This is a genomic window from Streptomyces sp. 3211.6 (genome assembly GCF_003634815.1).
Taxonomy (GTDB): domain Bacteria; phylum Actinomycetota; class Actinomycetes; order Streptomycetales; family Streptomycetaceae; genus Streptomyces; species Streptomyces katrae_A.
Genome location: NZ_RBXC01000002.1, coordinates 334,930 through 348,165, shown reverse-complemented (window position 1 = coordinate 348,165; position 13,236 = coordinate 334,930). Strand labels below are relative to the sequence as shown.

Sequence of the window (13,236 nt, the reverse complement as noted above, 5' to 3'; positions counted from 1 at the left end):
TCGTTCAGAATTTCAGATCCTTGCCGGGCGCTACGAACTGCGGCGGATACCAGGTCAGGTATCCTCCCCACCATAGATTCGCCTCCACTTCGAGGCTATTGGCATGAGCCGGTGTTCCCACTTCATACTCGGATGCTGCCATCTCTCGGAAATATTTCAGAGTGAAACCTGCGGCGTTTTCGGACCTGGCCCATTGCCGCGAATGAACCGCTTCATGGCGTTCCAAGTCGGGCCCAAATTCCTCGACACCCTCCGCTCCGACCAGGGGGAGCATTTTTTCTCGCCACGCCGATTCATTCTCAAGTCTGGCCGCAAAGCGCGCCTTACCTTGGGGGTAGAAGTGAACATCCCCGACGGTGAGGGGCTGGTCCCCGGCCGGGGAAGAGCCGAAGCACACGTACTGCTGAGCACGCTTCGTGCAGCTGTCCGAGAACTGTGAGTACCAGTGCGCCAAATCGTTCGCGCCGTTCTTCTTGTTTCCCTGGTTGAACGGATGGTTGAGGATCTGCTCAGGTGAGACGTCCACCATGCAATCGACCCTCATGTCGTCCGTCCGACAGTCATCCGGAACGATCACCGGGACGGGCGGGGGCAGCCACGGGGGTGCCGGGAGGGGGGTCGGGGGGGTTGGGGGCCTGGTGCCGGAGCAGCCGTAGCGGCTCAGGCTGCAGTTCGGAGGCCTGCCGCCGTAGCGGGGCGGACGGTAGCTGTTGCCGTAGTCGGAGCCCTTGCCCGAGCGGGTGGCGGGGTCGCCCGAGCCGCTGCCCGGTTCGCCGTCGCCGGGCCCGGGTTCGTGGCCCGGGGTGGTGTTGTGGCAGGTGGCGCAGGGGCGGGTGGGGCAGTCGAGTTCGGCGCACAGGCCGGTGGGGTCCGAGGTGGTGAGGGGGTTGTTGTTCGCGTAGCCGTAGGCGTTGAGGGACTGGCTGGAGCCCGGTGTCAGGACCGGGTCGACGCTGAGGAAGGTGCCGGTGCGCGGGTCGTACTCGCGGGCGCCGAGGTGGGTCAGGCCGGTGGCCTTGTCCTGGGTTCCGCCGACGAAGCCCTTCTCCCCGGGCCAGGAGGGGGGTTTGGTGCCGCGTTCCTCGCCGAAGGGTTTCGTGGCGCGCCGCTGGGTCTGGAGGGTGGTGGCGTCGATGGCCGTGGTGCCGGTGTTGTGGTGGTCGGCGATGACGTAGGAGAGCTTGCCGTCGGAGGTGCGGACGACGGCCGGGCCGCCGGGGGTGGCGTAGTAGCGGGTTCCGGTGACCTTGTTCGTCGCGGTGTCGAGGGTGAGTTCGGTCGAGCCCAGGGTGAGGGTGGTCCTGCCGGGGTCCCGGCGCAGCAGGCGGCTGCCGGCGGCGTCGTAGACGTACGTGGAGGTGCCGGCCTGGTTCGTCGCGGAGGCGAGGTGGCCTTCCTCGTTCCACGTCAGGGTCTGGGTGCCGCCGGCCGTGTCGGGGCGGGTGAGGGTGTTGCCGGTGTTGTCGTAGGTGACGGGGAGCGTCGGGGCCGGGCCGGTGCTGGTCTGCCGTGTCGTGGAGGCCGGGGCGTGGGGGCGGGTCGAGCCGGGGGCCGGGAAGGTGGTCGTGGTGGTGACGGACTTCGCCGGGTCGCCCGCGGGGTCGTGGTCGGTCAGCGAGGTGCGGTTGCCGGTGATGTCGTAGCCGAACGCCTGGCGGTAGGGGGCGGGGCCGCCGATGGCGCCCGGCTGGGGGCCGGTGCGGGCGCAGCCGCCGATGCCGGGGACCGAGGGGCCGGGGAGGGTCGAGGTGGTGCCGGTGTCGGTCCAGGCGTCGGTGAGGCGGTGCAGGTAGTCGTACGTGAAGCACTGCAGGTCGCGGATGGGGCCCTGGGTGCTGTCGGCCGAGGTGACGTCCCCGGCCGGGGTGTAGGTGTAGGCGGTGGTCTCGACCGGGGTGGGCTGGTCCTGCTTGTCCAGCCGGGTGCCGAGCAGCCGGCCGGTCGCAGGGTCCTGGAGGGTGGTCAGGCTGACCTGCTTCGGAACGTCCCCGAGGATGGTCCGCAGGACGGTGCCGCGTTCGTCGTAGTCGATGAAGTTGACGTAGTCGGTGGTGTCCGAGCCGTAGGAGACGGGGAGTCCGTTGATGTTGCGGCCGGCTTCGAGGCGTTCCGAGGGCAGGCCACCCGCGGCGGGCAGCGTGGTGCGGCGCTCCAGGCCGGTGACCGGGTCGTAGCTGGTGGAGAGCGTGTAGGTGCCGGTGAGGGCGCCTTCGCCGTCGGGAACGGTCAGCTTGGTGCCGGTGGGCCGGTACCCGATGTCGTAGCCGGTGGTCTCCTGGCGCCAGGCCTTGCCGTTCACCCAGCTCGTGGACGCGGTGGGCTGTCCGGGGAGCAGGGTGTCGTACTCGAACGTCGCCAGCTTGGGGCCGTCGGTCGCGCCGAGGTTGCGGGAGGTGGGGCGACCGAGGATGTCGTAGGTGCTGAAGACGGTGGTGCCGCGTGCGTCCTGGGTGGAGAGGATCCTTCCGGCCGCGTCGTAGGTGGTCGTCGAGACGCCCTTGTCCGGGTCGGTCGAGCGGGTGCGGCGGCCGTGCGGGTCGTAGTCGTAGGTCCAGGTGTTGCCGGCCGCGTCCGTCAGGCCGGTCATCTCGCCCGTCGTGGAGTAGGCGTACCGGATCGTGTCGTATGCGCCTTGTGTGTCGCGGCCCTTGTAGGTACGCCGCTCGACCGTGCGGCCGCGGGCGTCCGTGATCGCGCTCGTGGCGGTGTCCCCCATGGGCGGGAGGGTATCGGTGCGGTCGGCGCCGGGATAGGCGGTGGTGGTCCGCCACTGCTCCTTGCCCTTGGAGAGGAATACCGAGTCGGTGGCGCGGCCGAGGCCGTCGTAGACCGTCACCGTCTGGGCGGGGACCGTGTTGTCGTCGGCGACGAAGCGGGTGGCGACCGGCGCCGAGTCCTTGTTGATGTACTCCGGGCTGGTCTTGGCGGCCAGGCCGTGGCTGTCGTAGGCGGTGTCGGTGATCAGGCGACTGGCCGCCGCCCCGTTCCGCGCTACCGTCTGGAGCTGTACCTGCTGTCCGAAGGCGTCGTTGATGGCGATGGACGTCGCGTACGACTGGTCCGACCTGAGCGACTGCGTGGTGACCGAGCTGGTGGTGGTGTTGGAGAGCGCGTACGTGTAGAGCGTGCTCGCGCTCGCGTCCCTGGCGCGGCCCGGCAGCCAGACGGCGGTCGTGCGGCCCAGGGCGTCGTAGGCGCCTTCGGTGGTGCGGCCGTTCTGGTCGACGGTCTTGACGGGGACGCTGCGCAGAGGGTGGAGCGTGGTGGTCGTGGTCCAGCCCTTGGCGTTGGTGACCTTGGTCGTGGCCGGGGGGACGAGGGTGGCCGGCTCGTAGACGGTGGTGGTCTTGGCGCCCGCCGCGTCGGTGGTGCTCGTGATCCGGCCGTAGGCGTCGTAGGTGACGGTGGAGGCGGTGGTGTACTTGGGCTGCCCGGACTCGAAGCGGTCCAGGTTCTCCGTGGTGGTGGCCAGGCCGGGGCCGGTCAGGGTGCCGTTGGGCTGGCCGTCGTAGGAGGTGCGGTTGCGCGAGAGGGTGTTCGTCGCGTTCGGGGTCGTCGTGCAGTCGCCCTGGACCTGGACGGTCTCGGCGACCCGGTCGAGCATCCACGTCGTGGTGTTGCGGGCGTACGAGGTGGCGGTGCAGGTGTCGGGCAGGCCGTCGGCGCGGTCGAGGGTCTTGATCGGCATGCCGTAGGCGGTGTCGTAAGTGGTCGCCTGTGAGGTGGTCCGCCAGGTCTTGTCCGTGCGCAGCGCCTTGTGGGCGGAGGCTCCGGTGCGCTGCATCTGCGCGGTGAGGGCGGGGAGTTTGGTGCCGCGGCCGTGGGTCGCGGTGGCGGTGGAGAGCCAGGGTTCGGACTGGGACACCGAGGTGGGCTCGCCGCCGTCCGAGGCGAACGTCTGGGTCTCCCGGACGGCGCCGGCGAGGGGGTCCGAGTCCCTGAGCGTGTTTCCGGAGATGCCGGTGAAGACCGCGGTGCGCTTGCTGCCGTCGGCCTTGGTGTCGCCGTCCATGCCGCGCAGGTAGAACGTGGCCGATTTGGAGACGGGGTCGGGGGCGGTGCCGGTGCGGGTGACGACCTGTTCGTAGCCGCGGAACTGGTTCCAGGTGCGGCGCTTGTCCTCGGTCAGTTCCTCGTCGTCGCGGTGCCAGGCGGCGGGGCCGACGTATTCGTAGCGCACTTCCCTGGGGCGGGAGCCGCCGAATGGGTCGGTCTCGGTGATGCGGGTGACGACGTACTTGTGGAACCAGTCGAGGGTGGGGTCCAGCGGGCTCTTGTCGTCGGGGTTCCAGTAGACGGGATAGCAGCGGGTGGTGTTGGTGTCCTGGGCGGTGGGCAGGCGGCTGCCGGGGGCGCAGTCGGGGTCGGCGTAGCCGATGTCGGTGACCTTGCCAGTCTCGGTGGTCACGCCGGTGAGGCGGCGCCGGTTGAGGGCGGGCTTGTTGTCGGCGCTCGAGTCGACCCGGTTGTTCATCAGGCGGCCGGTGAAGGTGACCGGTGGGGTGGGCAGGGACGCCGTGCCGTCATGGCCCGTGCGGGTGATGGAGGCCAGCCAAAGGGAGGGGGCGGTGCCGTCCTGGGGGTTGGGGAACTCGTGCTTGAGCTCGTAGGAGTCGACGTCGCCGTAGCCGCCGCTGCCGGTCAGGACCTGGGTGGTGATGGTGGTGAGGCGTTTGGTGGTCCAGAAGGTGGCGGCCGTGTTCTCGCAGGTGCCCGTCGCGGTGCAGCTCTGGTCGAAGGGGACGTCCGGCCAGTGGGTGGCGTTGGCCTTGGTCAGCTTGGCCGGGGCGCAGTCGAAGGAGGCGTCGGGCAGGCAGCGTTCGGCGGTGGTGAAGAGGATCTGGGCCGTCGGCTTGACCGTGTCGGGGTCAGTCACCTTGGAGCCGTAGGTGATCCGGGTGAGGTTACCGCCGCGGATGTAGGGGGTGCGGGTGCCGTCGGGGGCCGAGGGGGTGGCTCCGCGCTTGTAGTGGTTGGTCTCGGTGTCGTACCAGTGGGTGATCATGCCGCCACGCGGGTCGACGACGAAGTCGAGGTTCCAACGCCACGCCTGCTGGCACCAGGAGGCGGCGAAGGTGGACTGGTGGCACTCCTCGCCGGTGTTGTTCCCGTAGACCGGGGTCGTCCAGGTGGAGTTGGTCGCCGGTGCCGTGGAGCTGCCGGGCCGGCGGCCGGCGCCGAAGTAGTACTGGGTGCCGTCCGCGGTCGTGATCTTCCAGTACTCGCCGTTGTTGTCGCCGTTGGCCGCTCCGGTCAGCCGCTCGACCTTGGAGGCGTCGTCGTCCTCCAGCCGCCAGGTGCCGGAGGCGTCGTCCCGTACGAGGGTGGAGGACTTGCCGTTGAGGGAGAAGGTGGCGTTGTCACCGGCGAGGCACTGCTCGTTGGAGCCCTCCTCGCCGTCCTTGGCGCAGGGCTTGAAGCGGCGCTCGACGAATCCGGGCGAGTAGTCCCAGCCCTCGCCGATCCAGGACGCCTGGTTGTTCGTGGCCGCGGTGCGGCCGTCCACGGACTGCGAGCGGTACGAGAGGGCGATGCCCGGCTTGGTGCCGCCGAGGCCGTCGGGCACGGCGATCGGGTAGTTCCAGGAGAGCCCGCCGGTGTTGGCGCCGCTGCTCCAGCTTCCTGACGGGGCGAGGCTGGTGGCGGTGTAGGTCCCCGCCGGTCCGGCGGGGGCAGCCGTCGCCGCGAGGACGGTGGCTCCGGCCTGGGCGGCGGCCGGCCGCGGGGTTTCCGGGTTCGCCGCTGCGGCCGTGCCGAAGGGCACCTCAGCGGTCAGCAGACCCGGCCGGTCGCCGTTCCTGGCGGTCGGGAGGGGGCTTTGCGCACGGCATTCGGCGCGCTCGGGCGTGGACAGCGCGCATTCGGGCAGCTCGACCAGCCGGGCGCGAGAGAGCCAGTCGCCGCCGAAGGCGCCGGCGATGGGTGAGACGTCGACCGACACCTTGACCCGGGCGCCGTCCGCCGGTGCCGCTGCCGCTGCCGGGCGGACGGCCAGCAGCAGGCCCGTGACTCCGGCCCGTTCGGCGGCGGTGCGGTCGGCGAGCCGCACGGACGCCTTGCCCGTGCCTCCCGGGACGCCCGTACCCGGGGCGCCCTTGTCCGGGGTGCCCTTGCCTGAGGGGGCCACCCATACCGGTGCGGTGCCGGCGCGGCCGGGGTCGCGGAAGGGGAACGTCGGGACGCCGGCCGAGGGAGCTGTCCCGGGTGCGGTGAACAGTGAGGTGAACGATGGGCGGTGGGGCGCCGTTGCGGGGGTGGCACCCAGATCGACCTCGGCCTGGGACGCCGGAGGCCAGGCCACCGGCTGCGGCTTCCAGGGCCCGGTCCGGTCACCCGACGGAGCTTTCGATTCCGCCTTTCCGGCATTCCTGCCGCGGACCGAATCGGTTTTCCTCAGAGCCCCCGGTGACCAGCGTGTGGGGTCTTTCGGTTTCCATGTGGAAGCGGCATCGGCCGTTCCCGTAGCGAAGATCAATGCAATGATGATCAAGAGAGGAATCGTGACGCGGCGCCGGACCACCCGGCTTCTCCTTGCCGATAAAAGATCATGCGGTGCCGACACGGCACGCCCCCCACGGTCGCCGAGCAGAGCAATTGACCCGGGAGCCTAGCTCGTTCGCACAACGAAAAATATGGATCAATGCGGACAAGAACTTCCCGGCAGACACCACCACTTGAAAAACCTGTCCGGAAATAATTCATTCGCTTACGCGATGACTTGTTTTCGTCAGGCGATTGGTCACGATTATTCGAATAAGCCTCCAGGAATTCTTAATTCCGTATCCGAGTGCGCATGGGGCGACGACCGGGAACTGTTAGCGTTCGCGCCCAGATGCCAATCACCACCACATCGGGGAGGCTGCCGTGGGGGGCATGCCGAGAAGAAGACGGCCGGCCGGGAGGTCCCTCGCGCTGGCCGGGCTGGTCGCACTGGCCATGACCGTGACGACGGTTTCCGGAGCGCAGGCGGCGGCCCCTGCCGCGGCCGTCGCCGGGGAGCAGGCTGCGGGAAACACCTCACAGCCTCCTGAACGGCCGGCCACCGACAGGGAGCGCGGGGAGGACGCCGCCCTGGCCGAGGCACGGCGCACCGGGAAGCCCGTTCCCGTCCCTGCCGCGACGACCGAGACCGACACGGTGGTCGCCCTGCCCGACGGGGCCCTGGCCCTGAGCCGCAGCGTCATGCCGCTGCGCACCAAGCGCGGCAGCAGCTGGGCCGACCTGGACGCGACCCTGGTCAAAGATCCCGACGGCACCCTCCGCCCGAAGGCCACGACCGGCGGCCTGAGCCTCTCCGGCGGAGGCACGGGCCCGCTCGCCACGCTGGAGCAGGACGACAAGCGGCTCGCCCTGAGCTGGCCCGAGCCCCTCCCCGTACCGGTGCTGGAGGGGCGGAGCGCCGTCTACCGCGAGGTCGCCCCCGGGACGGACCTCAAGGTCACGGCCGGGGAGAACGGCGGGATCTCCGAAGTCCTCGTGGTGAAGTCGGCCGAGGCCGCCCGGCATCCGAAGCTGGCCCGGCTGACCCTGGGCCTCGAGGGTGACGGGGTCACCGTCTCCGCCGGTCCCTCCGGTGACTTGAAGGCCGACGACGCTTCCGGCCGTACCGTCTTCCAGGCGCCCGCCCCGACGATGTGGGACTCGACCTCCTCGGCCCGTCAGCCGTCCGCGCCCACAGCGCCGTCTTCCAAGGCATCCGCTTCCTCCGCCCGGGCCGGCGCCGAGGGCGGTGAGGTCCCGCAGCCCGCCCCGGCCCCGGAGGCGGCCAAGGCGGCCTCCGACGCCGAAGGCCCCGCCGACACGGCCAAGGTCGCCCGCCTGCGCACCGAACTCGGCAAGAACTCGCTCGCCCTGACCCCGGACCGGACCTTCCTGACCGACCCGTCCACCACCTTCCCGGTCTTCATCGACCCCGCCTGGCAGCCCACCAACCGCGGGACGCAGCACTGGGCCTGGGTCCAGGAGGCCTACCCGGCGGAGATCCACTACGACGACTACGGCGACACCTACGACCCCGGCGTCGGCTACCAGCACTGGCGCTCGCGCATCGGCCTGGAGCGGTACTACGTCCAGGTCGACACCGGTGACCTGCGGGACAAGAGCATCAAGAAGGCCTCCTTCTTCGCCACCCAGTCCTACGCCGCCGACGCCGGCTGCAGCCGCACCTACTCCGTGGACCTGCACTCCACCGAACCCCTGCTCTCCAACATCACCTGGAACACCCAGCCCCGCGACTGGGAGGTCCTGCGCACGACGGCGCTCAACAGCGCCGGCGGCCCCGGCTGCCCCGATGCGACCACCCTCGGTGAGTGGGACGTACGCGACCACCTCATCGCCAACGAGTGGCGCGGCAGCCTCACCTACGGCCTCTTCGCCTCGGACGAGTCCCGGAGCAGCTCGAACAACTCCTTCAAGCGCTTCACCCGGAACAAGAACAACCTGCCGTTCCTCTACGTCGAGTACAACCGCGCGCCGTACGCCCCGTGGGCGGTCGGCATGAACCCGGCTCCGCAGAACGCGAACGGCAACGGCTGCGGCTGGGTCGGCGCCACGGCCTCTGCGGGACTGAGCGTCGGCGCCTGGATCGGGGACCCGGACAACCAGCCGGTCTCGGCGCTGTTCTACGTCAACGACACCGCCGGTGGCGCCCTCGTCTACGACAGCGGCCGCGTCGGCGAGGCCACCGGCACCCACTGGACCTCGGTCCATCCGACGAACCTCTCCGACGGACACACCTACTCCTGGCGGGTCGCAGCCCATGACGGCGACATGGACTCCGCATGGGTCAGCGGCTGCACCTTCACCTTGGACACGGAGCCGCCGTCCGTTCCCGTCGTGTCATCGGCGGAGTACCCGCCCTCCGGCACCCTCCCCGGGTCCACCCGGCACATCGGCCAGGGCGGCACCTTCACGGTGAAGTCCGCCGACGCCGCCAGCGGGGTGCTGTACTACGAATGGGCCTTCAACTCGGCCATCCCCACGGGCGGGGCCAACCGCGCCGGCCCGACCGCCGACGGCAGCGCTTCCATCCCCCTCACCCCCACGGCCTGGGGTACCAACGTCCTGCGGGTCCAGGCGGTCGACCGCGCGGGCAACCGCTCGCAACAGCAGACGTACACCTTCTACGCTCCGGACGACCCGGACGCCAAGACGGTGCTCGGTGACATCACCGGCGACGAGCGCGTCGACTTCCTCGCGCCGGCCGACAGCGGTGACCTCGTGGTCTACCCCACGGCAGCCGACCCCGCAGCCGGCGGCGTCCTGGCTTCCGACGTGGCCAACAGCCCCGGTGGGAAGGGCTGGGGCAACGGCACCCTCACCACCCACCGCGGGGGCAACGGCATCCGCATCGACGACTTGTGGGCCTACCGAGACGGGCAGCTCAAGCTCTACCGCAACTCCCTCACCCAGGGCGGTCTCGCCGCCAACCACGGCCTCTACTACACCGCCGCCCATGCCACGACCGTGCAGCGCCCTTACGCTGAGGACTGCACCGTGGCCACCACCGGACGGCCCTGCGGCACGGAGTACGCCGAGGACTGGAGCCGGGTCAAGCAGATCCTCGCCGTCGGCGACGCCTTGCCCGAACAGGGCGTCGAACCCCGCAACGACCTGCTGACCGTCGAGAGCAACGGCACGGGAGGCTCACAGCTCGTCCTGCTCCAGGGCAAGGCTTCGACAGGAACCCTCCGCGACCCCGTCGTGCTCGTCCTCAGCGCCTCCGGATGGGAGAACCTCACCCTCATCGCCCCGGGAGACGCCACCGGCGACGGCCTGCCGGACCTGTGGGCGCGCGACAACACCACCGGTGAGGTCTTCCAGTACGCCAACGTCGCCGGGAACCCGGCCGCCCTCGGCGACCACGCCAAGCGCACCCGGATCGGCGGAGGTGTCAGCGCCACCACCCACCCGGTGATGGGCTCCTCCGGCGACACCAGCGCCGACGGCCTGCCCGACCTGTGGGCCGTCGACAGCCGCCACCGGGTACTGACCTGGAACAGCACCGCCACCGGAGGCAAGGTCACCGGCTTCGGCAGCGCCCGCACCATGGGCGACTCCCGTATCTCCACCGGCGCCTGGAAACTCGACGAAGGCACCGGCACCACCGCCGCCGACCTGCGTGGCCGCAACAACGCCACGCTGACCGGAGCGGGCGCCACCTGGGCCGACGACACCGTGGCCGGCACGGCCACCAAGGTCGTCGACCTGGACGGCAGCGGCGCAACCGTCATGGCCACGGGCCCCGCCCTCGACACCGGCCGCAGCTTCACCGTCTCCGCCTGGGCGAGGACCGACAAGACCGGCGGCACCGTCGTCAGCCAGGACGGCCTGCGCTCCAGCGGCTTCACGATCTGGTCCGACCCCGACGGAACCTGGCGGTTCGCCCTGGGCCGCACCGACGCCGACGGCTGGAACTACGACCAGGCCGACGTCCGCAATGCCGCCGCGAAGGTGCAGGTCGGGGTCTGGACACAGCTCACCGCGAGCTACGACGACACCACCGGTCTGCTCGCCCTCTACGTCAACGGCACCCTCGCCGCCACCGGTCACCACGCCAAGGCCAACTCCTGGAACGCCACCGGTCCACTGGTCCTCGGCCGTTCCAAGTCCCAGGGCGGGCCGGCCGCCTTCCTCGACGGCCGGATCAGCGGCCTGACCGTCCACAACCACTCCACCGTCCCCTCGGCCGCCGGGACCGCCCTCGTCTCCCGGGTCAGCGACGCCAAGTGCGCCGACGACAGCGCCGGCGGCACCGCAGACGGAAACCACATCCAGATCTGGGACTGCAACGGCACCGGCCCCCAGCAGTTCGAGATCCGGGAGAACGGCGAACTGCGCGTCCTCGGCAAGTGCGTGGACGCGGCGAACAACGGCACCCTGGTCCAGCTGTGGACCTGCAACGGCACCGGCCCCCAGCAGTGGCTGCCGCAGGCCGACGGGAGTCTCTACAACCCGATGAACAACCGCTGCATGGACCTGCCGCAGGGGCGCACGGACAACGGCATCCAACTCCAGCTGTGGCCCTGCAACGGCACCAACCCCCAGCGCTGGTCCGCCACCGGCCTCGCCTCCCCGCTGGGCGCCGTCGTCTGACGCGGGGGCCTCCCGGCCGGGCCCGCCTCCCCTGCACCCCGGGGGAGGCGGGGCCTTGTCTTGCCCGGTGTGTGGTCGGGACGGGGAGGGCGGGAGGCGGCAGGGTCATGGAAGGCGTTGCGACGGCGCGGCGAACGCGTCTGTGGGCGGTGGTGGTTCTAATTTCGGTACATGGCTGACATGTTCGAGCACGCCCCGCAGGTATGGACCGCTGCGCGGCTGCGTGAAGCTCTCGCGGACCTGCCGGACGAGACACCGATCCACATCGGAGTCGCGGACGGGCCCGGTGACTTCGACGGGTACGGCGAGTACGTCCTGGTGGACGCCGAGCCCGTCGAGATGGACGGCGACGGTGAGGAGGGCAGTGGCACACCGCACGTACAGTTCACGCTGTTCGCGGACGCGCGGGCGGGTGCCTACCACCTCGACGTCGACTGAGGGCGAGGTGGTGACGGGCGGGCGGGACGCGCCTGCGTCCCGCCCGTCACCTCCGCCCGGCGCGCGCACCGGTGGGCGGCAGGTTTCTGCCACCGCCGTGGCAGGCTGGCCGAAGATCCGTCGTGCGACTGCCACAGGTGTGGCAGGATCGGCGGAGCAAGGACCCCTGTAACAGTTCTCCCCCGCCCATGTCTCCGGGGAGAGCAGTGTGCGTCGATCCGGGAGACCAGCCGGTGACAGAAGGCTCCTCCACAGCACCTGTGCCGCCGCCCTCCCGGCCTTCGGCCTTCCCCCAGCTGACCGCGACCGTCGAACGGATCGTCTGCCTCGGGGCGAGGCTCGGCCGGAGCCGCGAAGAAGTCCTCTGCACGGAGGCGCTCAACCACGCCTGCGGGGTTCCCGTCGAGGTCATCCGGGAGCTCCTGCAAGGGCGGGCGGCCGGTGAGCCGGACATCCACGAGCGGTTCCGGCAGCGACTCGACCTGCTGCACGAGACCTACCGCAAGGACAACGGGCGGAAGTTCTCGCACGGGGAGATCGCACGGCAGAGCGGTATCTCCCGGCAGCAGGTCCAGGCCCTGCTCTGCGGGGACCGCCGCCCCACCATGGACCACTGCTCACGGCTGGAGCGGTTCTTCAACCGGCCGGCCGGGTTCCTGCAGTCGGACGATGCCGAGGCTCTGGGCTGCGCCCTGGCCGAGGTCGAGAAGACACTCCTGCGGGAGTACCAGGAGCACAGCGAGCGCAACGCCCCGGCGGCCGGGGCGGGGAGGCGGCCGAGCCTCTACGAGCGGCACGGCGTCGACGGCATCGCGCTGCGCGCGGCTCTGCTGCCCGACCGGGGGCGCACCAGGTTGCTCGAGTGGCTCGACACCTACATGGAGGAGGAGGCGGCCGAGCAGAGGTCCGGCCCGGCCGGCGAGCATTTCTGAAGCGTGCCTCCCGGCACGCCTCAGGGGTTCGGGAAAGGCCCGTCGCCGGTCGTCGCGGGGCGGGGAGCTTGTCGAGCGGTCGGCCGTCGTGCGGCACGGTACGGGCCGGTCGCGTGGAATCCGCGGGGTGTGAGTTCCTGCCCCCGCGGAAAAGGGCATTGGGGAATCGTGTGTTCAAGCAGCGGGAGATACGGCAGTCCGTCAGCGCCATGGTGGGCGGGCTCGGTCATCTGAAGTCTCCGGTGGCGGCCGAGGTGATCTGCCTCGCGCTCTGCGACGCCATGAGCCGGCGCCGGGGCCGGAAGATCGAGTTCCGCAGCACGTCCTTCCCGCCGGGCACCGTCAGCGGTCTCGCCCTCAACATCGGGGACCGGGACCTGATCATCATCGAGGAGCGGACCGTTGGCGAGCACCAGATCGTCATCACCGGGCACGAGCTGCGCCACCTGGAACTCGGGCACTGCCACGAGCACGCCTTCGAGGCCTCCGCGGCCGCCCGTCTCCTCCACCACGACGGCGACCTGCGGCAGGTGGTCGCGTCGGCGCTGGCGGTAGCCGGCCGCAAGGGTCCCGTACTGCTGGAGGAGGACGGCACCGCCGCCCGCAGGCACCGGATGCAGGAGCAGGCGGCCGAACGGTACGGGCTGGAGCTGGCACACGCCGTACGGCACCTCCTGACGGTCCCCGATGCTCCCGAGCTCGACCGGAGCACCCGCTCCGGCCGGATAGAAGCGGCGCTCTGCAACCACGGGATCCGAGGCTGAGCGTGCCG

Annotated in this window: 5 protein-coding genes; 4 read left to right on the top strand and 1 reads right to left on the bottom strand. The window is 70.6% G+C overall.

Features of this window, described 5'->3' with window-relative positions; translation table 11 throughout:
• Nucleotides 1-4 precede the first annotated feature (4 nt).
• Nucleotides 5-6,127: an RHS repeat-associated core domain-containing protein gene (locus BX286_RS35440; protein WP_148710332.1), complete on the bottom strand. Its 6,123-nt coding sequence runs from the start codon at nucleotides 6,125-6,127 to the stop codon at nucleotides 5-7.
• A gap of 746 nt (nucleotides 6,128-6,873) precedes the next feature.
• Between BX286_RS35440 and BX286_RS35435 the strand changes: the two genes are divergently transcribed.
• From BX286_RS35435 to BX286_RS35420, 4 genes are all read left to right on the top strand, one after another.
• Nucleotides 6,874-11,094 carry a LamG domain-containing protein gene (locus tag BX286_RS35435; RefSeq protein WP_148710331.1) on the top strand — a complete coding sequence of 1,407 codons (4,221 nt, stop codon included), beginning with the start codon at nucleotides 6,874-6,876 and terminating at the stop codon, nucleotides 11,092-11,094.
• A 171-nt stretch (nucleotides 11,095-11,265) separates the two neighbouring features.
• The gene (locus BX286_RS35430; protein ID WP_079432209.1) at nucleotides 11,266-11,532 is read left to right on the top strand and encodes a DUF6225 family protein; all 267 of its coding nucleotides are present in this window, start codon (nucleotides 11,266-11,268) and stop codon (nucleotides 11,530-11,532) included.
• 233 nt (nucleotides 11,533-11,765) lie between these two features.
• Nucleotides 11,766-12,464: a helix-turn-helix transcriptional regulator gene (locus BX286_RS35425; protein ID WP_261993686.1), complete on the top strand. Its 699-nt coding sequence runs from the start codon at nucleotides 11,766-11,768 to the stop codon at nucleotides 12,462-12,464.
• Nucleotides 12,465-12,634: 170 nt separating this feature from the next.
• A complete protein-coding gene (locus tag BX286_RS35420) occupies nucleotides 12,635-13,228 on the top strand; it encodes a toxin-antitoxin system, toxin component (RefSeq protein ID WP_100864916.1) in 594 nt (197 codons plus the stop codon).
• Nucleotides 13,229-13,236: the final 8 nt, after the last annotated feature.